The sequence below is a fragment of the Pseudidiomarina gelatinasegens genome, from assembly GCF_004025325.1.
GTDB lineage: Bacteria > Pseudomonadota > Gammaproteobacteria > Enterobacterales > Alteromonadaceae > Pseudidiomarina > Pseudidiomarina gelatinasegens.
Genome location: NZ_RSFE01000002.1, coordinates 26,220 through 41,882 on the forward strand (window position 1 = coordinate 26,220; position 15,663 = coordinate 41,882).

Below are 15,663 nucleotides of genomic sequence, written 5' to 3' on the forward strand. Positions count from 1 at the left end.
ATGAAGATTGCCATAATCGGCTCAGGTATTGCGGGGTTAACATCCGCGTACCTGTTGAACAAAGAGCATCAGGTTACTGTTTTCGAGAAGAATGACTATGTTGGCGGGCACACACGCACCGTAACGGTTAACGTACATGGCAAAGATTACGCCATTGATACCGGATTTATTGTATTTAACGACCGTACTTATCCCAATTTTCGCGCGCTGATGCGCGAGTTAGGGGTGGCCTGGCAAGATACTGAAATGAGTTTCAGTGTGCACGACCCTAAAAGCGGTTTGGAATACAACGGGCATAATCTCAACACTTTGTTTGCGCAACGAAAAAATCTGTTTTCGCCGAAATTCTATCGGCTTATAAACGGTATTCTGCGCTTCAATAAGGCAGCCAAGCAGGCGTATGAAACAGGCGCAAACCTGGATGAGTTAACCTTAGGCGAATTCCTGCGCGAGCAAAACATCCCGCAAGAAGTAAGCGAGCTTTATATCTTGCCAATGGTGGCAGCTATTTGGAGCGCTAGCCTACAAGAAGCGGAAGCATTCCCACTTGGGTTTTTCCTGCGCTTCTTCTCCAATCATGGTTTATTAAACGTGGCAGACCGGCCGCAATGGCACACCATTATTGGTGGTTCAAGCGCATACATTGAGCCGCTAACGCAGAGCTTCGCTGAAAATATTCACTGCAGTGCCAATATTATAGCGGTACACCGCCAGGTAACAGACCGAGAGGGCGCTGTAACGCTTGAGTTTGCCGACGGTACACTGCAGGACTTCGATGAAGTTGTGTTTGCATGTCACAGTGACGAAGCACTTGCTCTATTAGCTAACCCGACAGCTGAAGAGCGGTCGGTGTTAGGCGCTATACCTTATCAAATGAATGAAGTGGTACTGCATACTGACGTGCGTTTGTTGCCGCGCGCCAAACTGGCTTGGGCGAGTTGGAACTATTTATTGCACACTGATACCGATGCGCGCACGCGTCCAAGTTCTGTAAGCTATAATATGAATATCCTCCAACGTATCGAGGCACCCGAAGTGTTCTGTGTAACGCTTAATAATACCGCCGCTATTCACCCCGAAAAGGTGCTTGGTACTTATCATTACGCGCATCCCGTATACAGTGTCGCGTCAATGCAGGCACGGGCTCAGCGTGAACGCATCTGCGGTAACAACCACACGCACTTTACCGGCGCTTATTGGTATAACGGTTTCCATGAAGATGGTGTGCGTAGTGCTGTCGATGTAGCGAAGCGCTTCGGAGTAACTTGGCATGTTGGCTAGTGCCATTTTGAGTGGCCGAGTGCATCATGCGCGCTATCGGCCCACCAAACATGCCTTTGACTACAGCATCACCCAGTGGTGGCTTGCGTTGGACGAACTGGACCAAGTAGCGAGCCAAAGTCGCTGGTTGTCAGTGAATAAGTTTGCGCCACTGTGGTTTCGTCGCAGTGACTACATACGCGGCAGTGACGGGGACCTCGCCGAAACGGTTCGCCTTGAGATAGCTAAACGGATAGGCAAGCCTGTTCAAGGTCGCGTCTTCTTTTTAGGTGCGCTGCGCACTTTCGGGTTATATTTTAGCCCGCTGAATTGCTATTTCGTGCAACCGGAAGGCAGTGATACCTTCAGCTACATGCTGGCCGAAGTCAGTAACACGCCATGGAATGAGCGCCACTATTATGCGCTCGATTTGAATGAAGCTTTGGTGCATGACAAGGCATTTCATGTATCGCCGTTTAACCCTGTAGATATGCGCTATCATTGGCAGCTTATCCCACCGCAACAAACCCCTCACCACCGGTCAATGATTCACTTAGATGTGCATAAAGAAAAGCGCCATTTCAGCGCGACTGTGAAATTAACGCGGGTTGAATTGAACTCGAAATCGATTCGCAACGTATTATTGAGGTATCCGATAAATACGCTCAGTACAGTCAGTGCAATTTATTGGCAGGCTTTGCGATTGTGGTTAAAGCGCACCCCCGTGTATGCGCACCCCAATACCGATAAGTGAAAATAAGGGTTAGTTTCATGTACAAAGAAGATGCATTAGCGGTTATGCAGAACGATTTAACAAGTGTAGACAAAGTACTACGAAAGACCGTGTTGGGCCTTTTGGGTAAACTTACCGAAGGCTATTTAGTGGTCAAAGAGCGCGGCGAAGTTGTTGGTAAATTCGGTTCTGAAACCAGCAGTTTGAAGGCTGAAATTGATATTCAGAAACGCGATTTCTACCGTCGTTTTTTATTCGGTGGCAGTATTGGCGCGGCTGAACTGTTTATGGATGAAAGCTGGACCACACCGAACCTGACTCACGTGATTCAAATATTTGCACGCAATTTGCCTGCTCTTGATGCGGCCGAGGCCAAATTGAGCTGGTTGCTATTACCAATTCAAAAATTTCAGCATTGGCGTCGCAATAACAGCAAACGCCAAGCGAAAGAAAATATATCTGCCCATTATGACTTGGGTAACGACTTGTATCGGGCGTTTCTAGACCCGTCGTTACAGTATTCGAGTGCGGTGTACCCGCGCGTTGATGCCGATTTAGCCGAGGCACAACAACATAAACTTAAACGCCTTTGTGACAGTTTGGAACTGAAACCGGAAGACCATTTATTGGAAATTGGCACAGGTTGGGGCGGCTTAGCGGTGTTTGCGGCCAAACATTATGGCTGCCATGTGACCACCACAACCATTTCGGAAGAGCAGTTTCGTTATACGGAAGCACTGATTGCCAAAGAAAACTTGGGCGACAAAATTACCTTATTGAAAAATGATTATCGCGATTTAACAGGTACCTACGACAAACTGGTTTCGGTTGAAATGATTGAAGCGGTTGGCCGTAAATACATGGCCACATTTTTTAATACCTGCAACCGGTTGTTAAAGCCCAACGGTAAAATGGCTCTGCAAGCCATTACCATTGCTGATCAGCGCATGAAAAGTTACGCCAACTCGGTAGACTTTATTCAAAAGTACATCTTTCCAGGTGGCTTTTTACCGTCAATAACCATGATGAGCGAAATGTTTACGAAACACACCAGTATGGTGATTCGTCACGTTGATGATATTGGGTTTGATTACGCCAAGACGTTGGCCGATTGGCGGGTAAAGTTTAACAAGGCGCATCCGCAATTGATGCAACACGGCTACGACGAACGCTTCGGGCGCATGTGGAATTATTACCTGTGCTATTGCGAAGGTGGATTTCTTGAACGCGCGGTGTCGGCTGTTCAGTTAGTTGCGACGAAGCCGCAATGCCGTTAAATAAAGGCAGCGTTAAACGTTGGCTACCCAAACTGGTCGGCCTGTTTTTATTCGATCTCGTTTGGATAAGCGCTGTCGCAGGACGCTCTGAATGGCTGCTAGCGACGCTATTATTGGTTTGCCTTCAGGTTGCCCTGGCAATTCGCAGTAGCGCCTTTAGCTGGCGTTTGTACGCGTTGTTTGTGGCGTTAGGGTTAGCACTTGAGGCTACGGTGGTTGGCGTTGGCATATTGACCTTTGACGGCGGCTTTTTGCCATGGTGGTTAATTTTGCTTTGGCTCGGTTTCGCCGGCATGTTGATGAACACCTTAAGTGATTTAGCGGGTCGCCCAGTATGGGCAGCCTTGCTTGGTATAGCTTCTGGCCCGCTAACTTACGCAATTGGAATACGTTTGGGCGCGGCAGAATTATTGCGCGCTGAATGGCTGCTTTGGGTCGTTTACGCCATGTTGTGGGCCGTTTATATGGTTATTTTCGCTTTGCTAATGCAACGCTTCGTTGTCGCACAGCCGAAAACTGAAGGAGGGCACGATGAAAATTAAAGCCTTTTGGTTGGCGCTAACTTGTGCCGTACTGAGCGTACAGCCAGTTTATGCAAGCCAATGCAGCGTTGCCGCGTTCGATGAACTCAAAACGGTGGGTGAAACACGCTTAAAGGTCTGGTTTTGGGATGTGTATGATGCCGAACTTCGCACTGACACCGGTGCTTACCAAGACTCAGCACAGCGGGCGTTGCAGTTGAGCTACTTGCGCAACATTGATGCCGATGATCTTGTTGATACCACGGCTGAAGAATGGCAACGCTTGAAAATTGAAAATACCGAAGCACATGAACAATGGCTAGATGCACTGCGCGGTATGTGGCCTGATGTGCGTGAAGGCGACTGCATAACTGTAGTTGAGAATGATGCAGGTCATGCCGAGTTTTATGGCCCTGAAGGTCGGTTGGGAATCATTGAGTCAGCCCAGTTTACCGACGATTTCTTAGCCATTTGGCTCTCTGAAAACTCACGATTTAAAGATGAGCGGAATGCGCTCATAGGAGCACAATAATGAACCGCGTAATGGTAATAAAAACAGCTTTTATTGCTGCCATAGTAGCTTTATTAGTTGGGTGTTCAGCGCAAATTGAAGATTACCAAGGTGAACAGCCCCAGTTAAAACTTGAAGAGTTTTTCAATGGCGACCTAGTTGCTTACGGCATGGTGCAAGACTATAGCGGTAAGGTTATTCAACGGTTTCATGCGGATTTAAAAGGCACTTGGAACGGCAATGAGGGTGTTTTAGACGAGCAGTTTTATTATGCCGATGGCAGCCAGCAAGAGCGTATCTGGTATATCACAAAAACCGGTGAAAACAGCTATGAAGGGCGAGCTAGCGATGTTGAAGGTGTCGCTGAAGGCACTACGGCAGGAAACGTATTGAACTGGAGCTACACACTGATCATTGAACGTGATGGTGAACCCTTTGCGGTTAATTTAGATGATTGGCTGTATCTGGTTGATTCTGACAACATGATTAATCGTACTCAGATGTACAAATACGGCCTGCCAGTGGGGGAGATAACCCTTTATATTGGTAAGAAATAACGGGTAAGAAATAACGAACAAAAAGTAATAAAAAAAGGGAAATAAGCGTGCTTATTTCCCTTTTTTGTAGGTGTTATGACTGGTTTTAAAGCTTAATCATAGCCGCGTGGTAAACGCGATAAGGTGCTATCTTGCTCTAAGCGCTGGCGCCACAATTCTTTTGCTGTAAGCCCACCATTTGCACTCTTGCTAACTTTTGCTTTTGCAGCTTTTGCAGCAGGCTTTTTAGCGGCCGCTTTTTTAGCTGGTGCTTTTTTAGCAGGTGCTTTCTTGGCCGGTTCTGCAGCTTTCTTGGCTTCTTTTTTGGCTGCAGTTTTTGCTGCGGGCTTAGCTGCTGCTTTGGTTGCCTTGGCAGCTGGTTTAGCTGCTTTGCCACCGGCTAATGTCTCGGCTTCTTCAGCAAGTTGAGCTAGGCGTACATTTTTGCCGCCATCAACGCTATACCAGCCGCCTTTCGCTTCAACTTTCGGTTTTTTGCCGTGAGCTTGCTGGTATGCTGCAGTAAAATCAGCAAGCACTTGGTCTTTATCAAGTTTGCTCATGGATATTATCCTATCGCTATTACGTTAGTGTGTTCCATTTTTATACCGTTTTTTGAGCATATTGTCTAATGTGTGAAACATTCGTCAGCAAAATATGCTAAAAACATCCGATATTCATCGAAATTCAAAGGCTGAAACGAGGACATTGTGCAACGTTCAGAGCTACAAAATTATCTCAGTGATTTATTACAAATAGACCGTATTCGTGATTTTTGCCCGAATGGTCTGCAAATTGAAGGCCGCGAGCAGGTCAAAACCATTGTCACTGGCGTAACAGCCAGTCAGGCATTGGTTGACCAAGCCATTGCGCTTAAAGCAGATGCGATTTTGGTTCACCATGGTTACTTTTGGAAAAACGAACCTGCCGTTATTACCGGCATGAAAAAACGCCGGATTCAAGCTTTGCTCAAAGCCGACATTAATCTGTTTGGCTACCACTTGCCGTTAGATGTACACCCGGAATTTGGGAATAACGCACAGTTGGCGAAGCTATTTGGCTGGCCGCAGCCGCAAGCACTATTGTCGGCTGAACCTGAGGGCGTTGTGATGGGCTGCAGACTGCCCGCGCCGATGAACTCAGTTGAGCTGGGCGAACATCTTGAAAGCTGCTTACAACGCACGCTAACGGTGCGAATTGATAATGACACACCAATTCATAACGTTGCGTGGTGCACGGGCGGTGGGCAAGGTTATATAGACCAAGCCGCAGCGGCTGGTTTTGACGCCTTTATTAGCGGTGAAATTTCAGAGCAAACAACGCACAGTGCGCAGGAGCAAGGTGTGGCCTATTTTGCGGCTGGCCATCATGCGACTGAACGCTACGGCATAAAAGCCTTGGGTGAGCATTTAGCGAACCGGTTTGATCTGCAGCATCATTTTATTGATATCGATAATCCGGCCTAATACATCATGTCGAACGACCATAGTTTTGAGGGAATAACTGGAAAGTTTTCTCGTAATATTTATGCCACCAATAAAGGCAAACTGCGCTTAGCTGTGTTGCAGCGTGATTTGCAGCCATGGTTGGATGCTGCGGGCAATAAATCCTTGCGCGTGCTGGATGTAGGCGGGGGCATGGGGCAATTGTCACAGATGTTTGCACGCGCGGGCTATCATGTAACTCATACCGATATTTCTCCAGAAATTGTCGCTGAAGCAAAAAGTTTGCATGAACGTGAGGGGCTCTCAGCGCATTATGAATATCATGTTGCCCCCTTGCAGCAACTGCCGGACTTACTGAAGCAACGTTTCGATGTGGTGTTGTGTCATGCGGTACTGGAATGGCTTGCTGACCCGCAACAAGCGCTGGCTACATTAAAAACATTTCTGGCGCCAGCAGGGCAGTTGTCGCTGATGTTTTACAATCGCGATGCCAAAATACTAGCAAATATCATTTTCGGTAATTTTGACTACGTGCAAGCTGACTTAAAGGTTAAAAAGACGGTTCGAATGAGCCCGCAACAACCTCTTTCGCCAGCCGACGTGGCGCAGTGGTTGGAACACCTTGGTTTGCAGGTTACGCAAAAGACTGGCGTGCGCTGTTTTCACGACTATTTGCGCAACCGCGATGACCAGCAGCGCTTTGATGAGTTATTAGCGCTGGAGCTACGCTACAACCAACAGTCGCCATTTGTTGATATTGGCCGCTACCTGCACTGGCAAATTAACCATGCCTGATACTGTTGTTATCTACTTTAATGCGCTAAGTAGCCGTGCGCGACGATTTGCACGGCACTATGAAGCCTATTTCGAAGCCTATTTTGTGCGCCAGCAAAACGCAGGTTCGGTGGTGGTTTTACCAAGCTCGGCAAGTCGTCATCACGATATCGAGCTGCTGCGAGAAGCGTGCCAAACAGCCAATGAGTGTGTGGTGATTGGTGGTGATGGAAGTGTCAATATTGTCGCAAACGTGGTGGTTAAAACACCGGTGAAATTAACGGTTATCCCCGTTGGTACCGGTAATGACTTTGCCCGTGACCACGGGTTGCGCAATTGGCGCTGGCGAATGCGAACGCCTATCACAACATCTATAGAGTGTTTGGGCGTTGCCAACACATGCTATTTTGTCAACCACGTTGGCACCGGCTTGAGTGTTGATTTAATGCATTTACAGCCAGCATGGCTGAAACAAAGCGCAGGGCGCTTGAGCTATTCAATTGCCTTGTTGCGCTATCTATTCGGCTCGTTCAACCATCGTTCGCGGGTGCACCATGAGCAGCATTGGGATGACGGTCAAATCGTGGCGCTCGGGCGGTATATCGGCGGTGGTATACCGGTGCATCCAAATGCGAATAGAAGCACAGGTATATTGGCACGCATTGGTATTCCTCAAATGGGGCGCTGGCAGCAACTCAAAGCATTATTGCGGGTTGTGCAAAATAAAGTTGAGCAAACACCAGCACTCGAATTTAGTACGGCAAACAAGTTTTCTATTGGAGACAGTGAACATCCGGTAGAGCTAGACGGCGATATTCACTTTCAGGATCCAGTAAGTGTTTCGGTGCTTACTGAGGCAATTTATGTGACGGTGCCTGCGGGGCAACGTTTGTGATTCGATTTTGAACGAACTGGGGAGTAGTAACATGAGTATGACATGCGCATTTATCGGCTTAGGCGTTATGGGTTATCCCATGGCAGGTCATTTGCAGCGCGGCGGTTTTACCACCACGGTGTATAACCGTACCCAAAGCAAAGCCCAAAACTGGGCCAGTGAATATGCTGGTACGTCTGCCGGTACACCAGCGCAAGCAGCCGAGGGCGCAACCCTGGTCATGCTATGCGTTGGCAATGATGATGATGTACGTAGTGTTGTTTATGGCGACGATGGCGTTTTGGCGACCATGAAGGCCGGCAGTATTTTGGTTGATCACACCACGGCATCGGCGGAACTTGCGAAGGAAATCGCAGAAGCAGCCAAAGAACGCGGCATCGGTTTTCTGGATGCGCCTGTATCAGGTGGTCAACAAGGCGCAGAAAACGGTGTGTTAACAGCTATGATCGGCGGTGATCGTGACGCCCTAGAGCGCGCTGATGCTGCCTTAGCTTGCTATGCTAAAACCCGCGAATATATGGGCCCAGCAGGGCATGGTCAGTTGGCTAAAATGGTTAATCAAATCTGCATTGCCGGGGTGGTACAGGGCCTGTCAGAAGGGCTGCAACTGGCGCGTAAAGTCGGGCTCGATCCGGATACCTTGATTAATGCGATCAGTCAGGGTGCGGCAGGCTCATGGCAAATGAAAAATCGTTATAGCACCATGTGGGCGCAACACTATGAGCATGGTTTTGCCGTTGATTGGATGCGTAAAGACTTGAAGATCGCTTTGAGCGAAGCTGAACGTCAAGGCTTGAGTATGCCAATGACTGCACTCGTGGATCAGTTTTATGCAGAGGTACAGAAAATGGGTGGGTCGCGTTGGGACACTTCCAGTTTGCTGGCACGTTTAGAACGTAAATAAATTTTGCCTAAAAAAGAAAAACCCAGCCGAAGCTGGGTTTTTTATGTGTTCGATTTTCATTAAAGCTTAACGAATACCCATACGGCGAAGTGCGCCGGTAGAGAAGTCGCCACGCTCTGGCTCGATATCGAAGTTCATGTATTCACTTTCTTCGTTCGCCAGGCCAAGCAGAATGTAACGACCAGAGTTCAGGTCATACAATGCTTCAGCAGCCATCCACGGGGTGTCGTGATAGTAGAACTGGGTGTTGTAAGCTTCAGCTACACGCCACAACTCACCACGACCGTCGTAATGGTCAATCACAGATGCTGTCCACGTGTCTTCATCAATGAACATGTGGCGCGTTGCATAGATATGACGCTCACCGTCTTTCAAGGTACCTTTCACTTCCCAAACGCGGTGCTTCTCGTAACGCACGTAGTCTTGGTTCATGTGGCCCGGGCCAATGATGTCGTCATAGCTTAGGTCGGTATCCATCAACTTGTAGTTGTTGTATGGAATCAGCATTTCTTTTTTACCAACCAGTTCCCAGTTGTATTTATCTGGGGCGCCGTTAAACATATCAAGGCCATCAGAAGTACGTAAGCCATCTGAAGCTGTACCTGGACCGTCATAGGCTACTGATGGAGCTTTACGAACACGGCGTTGACCCGCGTTGTACAGCCAAGCGCGACGTGATTCTTTTACTTGGTCGATTGTTTCATGAACCAACAGTACGGTACCGGTAAGACGCGACGGTGCCAATACTTCTTGCAAGAAGTAGAACAACACGTTGTCGTCAGCTGCTTCACGGCCAGTTTTCAGGTATTCAGGAAATGCCAACGACTCGCGCAGAAGTACTGGAACGAAATCACCGTTTTCAAGCACTGGGAATTGGTTAACCAAGCGCTGTACCGCGCCACCGCGATAACGGGTAACGTGGTTCCAAATCACTTCTAAACCATTTTTTGGCAAAGGGAATGGAATGTGTTTATCAAAATTCGATAAACCATTACCGCCAGCAACAAGTTCAGCGTTGGCTGCGTTTTTCGCAATCACGTCATAAACTTCTTGTGGGTAAGCCGCGGTGCGGTGGGTTGGATAGACATGCATTTTGTACTCAGGGTACTTTTCAAACATGGCCATTTGACCTGCTGAGAGCAGATCTTGATATTGTGAGACGTTTTCCGCAGTAATGGTGTACAGCGGTTGTTCGTCAGCAAATGGGTCAGCAAGGCGTTCTGGCGCTTCACCTTCTGCTTGCAAGCTATAGCCGCCGTCCCAAGCTGGAATACTACCGTCTTGGTTAGCTGCTTTTACTGCACCGACCGGAGTCAAGTCATTACCGAGGCGGGCAGCTTCTTCAGGGCTAACTTTAGCCATGACACTCACTGACACCACAGATAGCGCGAAAATACCGGCTTTCAGCATCATTTTATTCATTGTGCTTTTCCTTGTTGTTCTAGATACGCATTCTTTATACGCAATAAAGCTACATCAAATCTTAACAAATTTAAATGCCCAACTGATACTAGCGTTAGAACGAGGTTCGTTGTAAGGTAGCAGCTGGTTTGACCTCTAGTTATTTTTCCATAGCATGTATCGCGAATTGGAAATTTGCAACTATTTACCAAACAATTATAAGACTCAGAATTATCAAGAGGGTTCCATGATAAAAGCTACAGCGTATGCTGGGGCATTTGTTGGGGCGGCAATGCATGCACTATTGCCGGCCGCACAAGCCGATACTGTCACTGACTATGAAGTCATTTATGCACCAGCAATGCAGGCCACTAAAGCGCCTAAGACAGTGCTTACAGAAATTACGTACGCTGGCGATAGAACCATCGCAGTTGGCGATTACGGCGTAATTATTTTCCGCGATAGCAATGATCAACCTTGGCAACAAGCCGAAGTTCCTACCAGTGTACTGTTCACCTCAGTCGATTTCGCTGACGCAAATCAAGGTTGGGCCGTGGGCCACCATGGTGTGATTGCAGCCACCACTGACGGCGGCAAAACCTGGCAACGACAACTCGATGGCTTTGAGTACATTCAATTACAAAAAACGCATTTTGAAAACTTGGTGGCGGAACTAACTGCGCAGCAAGATGAATTTGATGGCTCTGATCCTGATGCGGAAGAGGCGTTATACGTCGCTTTGGATAACGCAGCATTTGCCCTCGATATGGCGTTGGTTGCGGAAGAAGAAGGCCCAACTAAACCATTTTTAGATGTGCGTGTATTATCCTCGCAAGTGATTTTAGCGGTAGGCGCCTATGGTTCGCTTATTCGTTCAACGGACGGTGGTGCCAGCTGGCACATTCAGGATAATTACGTTGAGAACCCGGATGGCTTTCATTTTAATGCGTTGGCTGCGGATAATGACTATGTGTATTTAGCTGGCGAAAGCGGTCAGGTGTTTCGCAGTGCTGACCAAGGCTCTACCTGGGAAACTTTGGATTCGCCGTATTATGGATCGTTTTTCGGCCTTCATGTGGATGCTCAAGGAAACCTCTGGATTGTTGGTTTGCGCGGCAATATTTTCATGAGCGCTGACCAAGGCGAAAGCTTTAGTCAAATTAAACTGGAAGACACTGTGAATATTAATGCAGTTGTTGATGCTGCAGCTGGTGGCGTTTATTTAGTTGGTAACGCCGGTGTGATTGGCTGGGTAAATCAGCAAGGCGATATCGAAAATATGACACACGCGTCTGGCGCCGCACTCACTGACCTGATCACCAATAAAGATGGCAGTTTGACGGTGGTGGGGCAGCGTGGTGTGATAGAGATTCCGCAATTTAGCTCAATTCAACAAACGACAACAACAAAGGAACAATAGCCGATGTCTGAACAGTCTATTGAAACTAAAAGCGTATGGTTAGAGCGCGCGCTCTTCAACTTCCGCCCGTTGTGGTTTGTGATGTTTGCTGTTGCAACCGCTTTTTTAGCTTGGCATGCAAGTATGGTTCGCCCAGAGGCGAGCTTTACCAAAATGATTCCAACCCAGCATGAATTTATTCAGAACTATTTTACCCACCAAGAAGACTTAGCCAGCTTAGGGAACGTGGTTCGAATTGCAGTTGAAACCACTGAAGGCGATATATTTACCGCTGAATTTCAAAAAACACTGCAAGAAATTACTGACGAAGTATTTTTTATTCCCGGCGTTAACCGCAGTGGCTTAAAAAGTGTGTGGACGCCGAATGTGCGCTGGAGTGAAGTAACCGAAGAGGGTTTCGTTGGCGGGCCGGTTATTCCAGACAACTGGGATGCCTCAGAAGAGTCGCTGGATAAGCTACGCACCAACGTGCTGCGCTCAGGTGAAGTGGGAAATTTAGTTGCCAACAACTTTAAGTCGGCGCTAATTTTTGTACCCCTGAATGAAATAAACCCAGATACCGGCGAAGCGCTGAATTATCAGGAGTTCTCGCAAAAATTAGAAGAGAACATTCGAGATAAATACCAAACTGAAAACGTCAAAATTCATATCACCGGTTTTGCCAAAGTTATTGGTGATTTAATTGAAGGTGCGTATCAAGTTGGTTTGTTCTTCTTTATCGCGATAGTTATCACCTTGCTGATGCTTTATTGGTACAGCCGTTGCTGGCGCAGTGCGTTTGCGGTGTTGTCGTGTTCAATAATCGCGGTGGTATGGCAGTTAGGTATTATTAAGCTGATAGGTTCGGGCATTAACCCGTACTCAATGCTGGTGCCATTTCTCGTGTTCGCTATCGGGGTGAGTCACGGGGTACAGATCATTAATGCGATCAGTAACAACCGTGTTGATGGCCATGACAAATTTGCAGCCACTCGGTTGGCATTCCGTTCGCTCTATATCGCAGGTTTAACTGCGTTAATCTCTGATGCCATTGGTTTCACCACCTTGATGGTTATTGATATTGAGGTGATACAAGAGCTCGCAATTGCCGCAAGTATTGGTGTTGCGGTGGTGGTACTGACCAACTTAGGTTTGTTGCCCATTATCATGTCGTATGTTGGCATTTCGCCAAAAGGCACTGAATACACCCGTAAAGCCCGCGAACAAGATCATCCTGTGCTCACCACCTTTAGCCGCTTTTCGCAGCCCAAATGGGCTTACAGCGCGCTGGTATTGGCATTGGTTGGGGTTACTTGGGGGCTTGTGTATAGCCAGCAATTAAAAATTGGTGACTTAGACGCCGGGGCACCGGAGTTACGCCCAGACAGCCGTTATAATTTGGATAATAAGTTTATCGTTGATAACTACAGTTCCAGTACCGACATTTTCGTCGTGATGGCTGAAACGGCGCCGAGCCAATGTATTGCGTACGACAACCTTGAAGTTATGGACCGTTTTACCTGGCACATGGAAAATACACCGGGTGTGCAAGACGTAAAATCAGTGGTTTACGTGGCTAAAATGGGCTCGTTTGGTTTGAATGAGGGTAACCTCAAATGGTTTAGCCTTAATCGTAACCAGTATGTACTGAACGCCAACACGGGGCGTACGCCGCCAGGGTTAATTAACCCCGACTGTTCAATGGTGCCGATTATCATTTACTTAAATGACCATAAAGCAGAAACATTGCAAACAGTGGTTGCGTCGGTGAATGCATTTAACCAGCAATATCAGCAAGAAGGTTTAGAGCTGTTGATGGCTGCGGGTAACTCAGGCATTGAAGCCGCCACAAACTCGGTGATTGAAGCCGCTCAAACCAAAATGCTGTTGTGGGTTTATGGTGTAGTTATTGTGTTGTGTTTGATTACCTTCCGCAGCATTCGTACCGTAACCTGCATTATTTTACCGTTGATGCTGACAACCATCATGAGCCAAGGCTTAATGGCGGTACTCGGTATTGGTGTGAAAGTAGCGACGTTGCCGGTTATTGCGCTCGGTGTGGGGATTGGTGTCGACTATGGTATCTATATTTACACCAAAATCCGCGAAGGCTTGGCGCAGGGCATGCATTTGAATGACAGTTACAAATATGCGCTTGATAGCACCGGTAAAGCGGTTGGCTTCACTGGGTTAACGCTAGCTATTGGTGTTGCGACTTGGATTTTCTCACCAATTAAATTCCAAGCGGATATGGGTATTCTGCTTACCTTCATGTTCTTATGGAACATGCTGGGTGCGTTGATTCTCATTCCAGCCTTAGCGCGCTTCTTCGCGCGCTTCGGTAAGCCTATCCACTAGTGTTGTTCGTTCGATGTATCGGCGTCGGCTAAAATATAGTCGGCGCCAATATCGGCAATAACCATTGTTGGCGCGTTCGTATTTCCACTCAAAACCGTCGGCATGATTGACGCATCAATAACCCGCAATCTATTGACCCCATTGACGCGAAGCTTGGCATCAACCACAGCTTGCGCATCATTACCCATACGGCACGTGCTGGTGGGATGATAAATCAAACCAATATTGCTCTCGATTCGCTCCAAAAGCTCTTTATCTGATTGCGTTGGGCCAGGCCATACCTCACCGCCATTGTGTTGTTTAAGTGGGGCTTGCTGCATAATTTCTCGAACTTGATGAACCCCTGAAAGCAGGGCGGCACGGTCCTGTTCATTATTTAAAAAGTTATAACGAAATGTCGGTGGCTCCGCGGGATTGTCGCTAGCCAAAAGCAGCTCACCTCGGGCCTTTGGCCGTAATACGCAGACATGACAGGCAAAACCGTGACGAAATGCCGGGCGCAAGTCCCACCCGCTGTCATTGAACCGGGTGGAAACAAAATGAAGTTGTAGGTCTGGGTCGTCCAGTTCAGGGCTGCTTTTTAGAAACCCACCTACTTCAGCGGGCGATACAGCCAGCGGGCCGGTTCGCTTAGTACGATACTGCCACCATGCAGCGGCCATTTTGAGAAGTCCAAGCGGTGTTAGGCTAATGCCGTCTTTGCACCGATTGCGATAATGCACCATCACATCGACGTGGTCTTGCAGATTTTTGCCGACATCGCTGCTGTCCGCTATCACTTGAATATTATGCTGCTGCAAATGCTCGGCTGGGCCGATACCTGATAGCATCAACAGTTGCGGTGAGTTGATTGCGCCACCGCTAATAATTACTTCACGTTCAGCTCGCGCCACGTAAGCCTTGCCGTTTTGACGGAATTGGATACCGGTTGCCGTGTTGCCTTCAAAGGTGACCCGTTCAACCAAGCTATTGGTAAACACCGTCAGGTTTGGCCGCGCCCGCGCTGGGTCAAGAAATGCCTTGCGTGCACTCCAACGGGCGTTGTTGTATATCGTGAACTGAAATGCGCCAACACCATAAAGCGTGGCGCCATTGAAGTCGGGGTTATGTGGAACGCCCGCTGCCACACCGGCATCAATAAACTTTTGGGCTGCGGTGAAATAGGTTGGCACATCGCTGACATGCAGGGGGCCTTTATCGCCATGAAACGCGTTGGCGCCGCGTTGATTGCATTCCAGCTTACGAAAGCGCTGCAATACATTCGACCAGCCCCAATCCGACGAGCTATTTGCTGCCCAGTGTTCATAGTCACTGGGCACACCGCGCGTATAAATCATGGCGTTAATCATACTGCTGCCGCCAAGGCCTTTGCCGCGTGGTGTGTAGAGGCCTTTACCGTTTCGTAAGGGTGGGGTGTCCTGACTGCGATAAAGCCAATTAAACGCGCGACTGTGCATAAAGCGGATCACGCCACCGGGCATGTCGCTGAACGATGACTTGCCGTCTCCACCCGCCTCAAATAGCGCGACTTTAAAACGTCCATCTTCGGTAAGTCGATTTGCTAACACACACCCGGCGGTACCGCCGCCAACAACAATGTAATCAAAATGCAGTGACGCTGGGCTCATGGCGTATCCCTTTAGTGTCTT

General features: G+C 48.1%; 15 protein-coding genes. 12 read left to right on the forward strand and 3 right to left on the reverse strand.

All coding sequences use genetic code 11. The features are described from left to right. Genes EGC76_RS02370 through EGC76_RS02395 form a run of 6 tightly spaced genes read left to right on the forward strand, consistent with a single transcriptional unit; the run spans position 1 to position 4,859 of the window. Positions 1-1,281 (forward strand): NAD(P)/FAD-dependent oxidoreductase, encoded by a 1,281-nt coding sequence (locus EGC76_RS02370; protein ID WP_128351425.1) that lies wholly within the window; start codon positions 1-3, stop codon positions 1,279-1,281. Beyond that, positions 1,271-2,014 (forward strand): DUF1365 domain-containing protein, encoded by a 744-nt coding sequence (locus EGC76_RS02375; protein ID WP_246013876.1) that lies wholly within the window; start codon positions 1,271-1,273, stop codon positions 2,012-2,014. Before EGC76_RS02370 ends, EGC76_RS02375 begins: the two co-directional genes overlap by 11 nt. Before the next feature lie 17 nt (positions 2,015-2,031). Next, positions 2,032-3,270: an SAM-dependent methyltransferase gene (locus EGC76_RS02380; RefSeq protein WP_128351426.1), complete on the forward strand. Its 1,239-nt coding sequence runs from the start codon at positions 2,032-2,034 to the stop codon at positions 3,268-3,270. After that, entirely contained in the window at positions 3,261-3,812 is a 552-nt protein-coding gene (locus EGC76_RS02385) for a DUF2878 domain-containing protein (protein ID WP_128351427.1), read from the forward strand. The genes EGC76_RS02380 and EGC76_RS02385 overlap by 10 nt, the downstream gene beginning before the upstream one ends. Beyond that, positions 3,802-4,323 (forward strand): chalcone isomerase family protein, encoded by a 522-nt coding sequence (locus EGC76_RS02390; protein ID WP_128351428.1) that lies wholly within the window; start codon positions 3,802-3,804, stop codon positions 4,321-4,323. Before EGC76_RS02385 ends, EGC76_RS02390 begins: the two co-directional genes overlap by 11 nt. After that, positions 4,323-4,859, forward strand: a complete 537-nt coding sequence (locus EGC76_RS02395; protein ID WP_246013877.1) for a DUF3833 domain-containing protein — start codon at positions 4,323-4,325, stop codon at positions 4,857-4,859. Before EGC76_RS02390 ends, EGC76_RS02395 begins: the two co-directional genes overlap by 1 nt. A 92-nt stretch (positions 4,860-4,951) precedes the next feature. Here EGC76_RS02395 and EGC76_RS02400 read toward each other — a convergent pair whose 3' ends face one another. Then, entirely contained in the window at positions 4,952-5,401 is a 450-nt protein-coding gene (locus EGC76_RS02400) for a hypothetical protein (RefSeq protein ID WP_128351429.1), read from the reverse strand. Between the two features lie 144 nt (positions 5,402-5,545). Here EGC76_RS02400 and EGC76_RS02405 point away from each other — a divergent pair, with 144 nt between their 5' ends. From EGC76_RS02405 to EGC76_RS02420, 4 genes are read left to right on the forward strand one after another with little or no spacing between them, the layout of a single operon-like run. Next, on the forward strand, positions 5,546-6,304 hold the full coding sequence (locus EGC76_RS02405) for a Nif3-like dinuclear metal center hexameric protein (protein WP_425466318.1): 759 nt from the start codon (positions 5,546-5,548) through the stop codon (positions 6,302-6,304). Positions 6,305-6,310: 6 nt separating this feature from the next. Beyond that, positions 6,311-7,078 (forward strand): methyltransferase domain-containing protein, encoded by a 768-nt coding sequence (locus EGC76_RS02410; protein WP_128351431.1) that lies wholly within the window; start codon positions 6,311-6,313, stop codon positions 7,076-7,078. After that, positions 7,071-7,952, forward strand: coding sequence for a diacylglycerol/lipid kinase family protein (locus EGC76_RS02415; protein WP_128351432.1), 882 nt, complete (start codon positions 7,071-7,073; stop codon positions 7,950-7,952). The genes EGC76_RS02410 and EGC76_RS02415 overlap by 8 nt, the downstream gene beginning before the upstream one ends. Positions 7,953-7,983: 31 nt before the next feature. After that, on the forward strand, positions 7,984-8,856 hold the full coding sequence (locus EGC76_RS02420) for an NAD(P)-dependent oxidoreductase (protein ID WP_128351433.1): 873 nt from the start codon (positions 7,984-7,986) through the stop codon (positions 8,854-8,856). 66 nt (positions 8,857-8,922) lie between these two features. Here the strand turns inward: EGC76_RS02420 and EGC76_RS02425 are convergent, their stop codons facing one another. After that, positions 8,923-10,278 (reverse strand): DUF1329 domain-containing protein, encoded by a 1,356-nt coding sequence (locus EGC76_RS02425; protein WP_128351434.1) that lies wholly within the window; start codon positions 10,276-10,278, stop codon positions 8,923-8,925. 226 nt (positions 10,279-10,504) lie between these two features. Between EGC76_RS02425 and EGC76_RS02430 the strand changes: the two genes are divergently transcribed. Both EGC76_RS02430 and EGC76_RS02435 read left to right on the forward strand, forming a co-directional pair. Then, positions 10,505-11,677, forward strand: a complete 1,173-nt coding sequence (locus tag EGC76_RS02430) for a sialidase family protein (protein ID WP_164876779.1) — start codon at positions 10,505-10,507, stop codon at positions 11,675-11,677. 3 nt (positions 11,678-11,680) lie between these two features. Then, positions 11,681-14,014: an efflux RND transporter permease subunit gene (locus EGC76_RS02435; protein ID WP_128351436.1), complete on the forward strand. Its 2,334-nt coding sequence runs from the start codon at positions 11,681-11,683 to the stop codon at positions 14,012-14,014. On the opposite strand, the gene EGC76_RS02440 is transcribed toward EGC76_RS02435, so the two are convergent. Further along, entirely contained in the window at positions 14,011-15,642 is a 1,632-nt protein-coding gene (locus tag EGC76_RS02440) for a GMC family oxidoreductase (protein WP_128351437.1), read from the reverse strand. The two genes, EGC76_RS02435 and EGC76_RS02440, sit on opposite strands and share 4 nt — an antisense overlap. Between the last annotated feature and the right edge of the window lie 21 nt (positions 15,643-15,663).

Coding starts and splice junctions, on each gene's coding strand:
- EGC76_RS02370 (WP_128351425.1), top strand. CDS start 1: ATGAAGATTGCCATAATCGGCTCAGGTATTGCGGGGTTAACATCCGCG.
- EGC76_RS02375 (WP_246013876.1), top strand. CDS start 1,271: ATGTTGGCTAGTGCCATTTTGAGTGGCCGAGTGCATCATGCGCGCTAT.
- EGC76_RS02380 (WP_128351426.1), top strand. CDS start 2,032: ATGTACAAAGAAGATGCATTAGCGGTTATGCAGAACGATTTAACAAGT.
- EGC76_RS02385 (WP_128351427.1), top strand. CDS start 3,261: ATGCCGTTAAATAAAGGCAGCGTTAAACGTTGGCTACCCAAACTGGTC.
- EGC76_RS02390 (WP_128351428.1), top strand. CDS start 3,802: ATGAAAATTAAAGCCTTTTGGTTGGCGCTAACTTGTGCCGTACTGAGC.
- EGC76_RS02395 (WP_246013877.1), top strand. CDS start 4,323: ATGAACCGCGTAATGGTAATAAAAACAGCTTTTATTGCTGCCATAGTA.
- EGC76_RS02400 (WP_128351429.1), bottom strand. CDS start 5,401: ATGAGCAAACTTGATAAAGACCAAGTGCTTGCTGATTTTACTGCAGCA.
- EGC76_RS02410 (WP_128351431.1), top strand. CDS start 6,311: ATGTCGAACGACCATAGTTTTGAGGGAATAACTGGAAAGTTTTCTCGT.
- EGC76_RS02415 (WP_128351432.1), top strand. CDS start 7,071: ATGCCTGATACTGTTGTTATCTACTTTAATGCGCTAAGTAGCCGTGCG.
- EGC76_RS02420 (WP_128351433.1), top strand. CDS start 7,984: ATGAGTATGACATGCGCATTTATCGGCTTAGGCGTTATGGGTTATCCC.
- EGC76_RS02425 (WP_128351434.1), bottom strand. CDS start 10,278: ATGAATAAAATGATGCTGAAAGCCGGTATTTTCGCGCTATCTGTGGTG.
- EGC76_RS02430 (WP_164876779.1), top strand. CDS start 10,505: ATGATAAAAGCTACAGCGTATGCTGGGGCATTTGTTGGGGCGGCAATG.
- EGC76_RS02435 (WP_128351436.1), top strand. CDS start 11,681: ATGTCTGAACAGTCTATTGAAACTAAAAGCGTATGGTTAGAGCGCGCG.
- EGC76_RS02440 (WP_128351437.1), bottom strand. CDS start 15,642: ATGAGCCCAGCGTCACTGCATTTTGATTACATTGTTGTTGGCGGCGGT.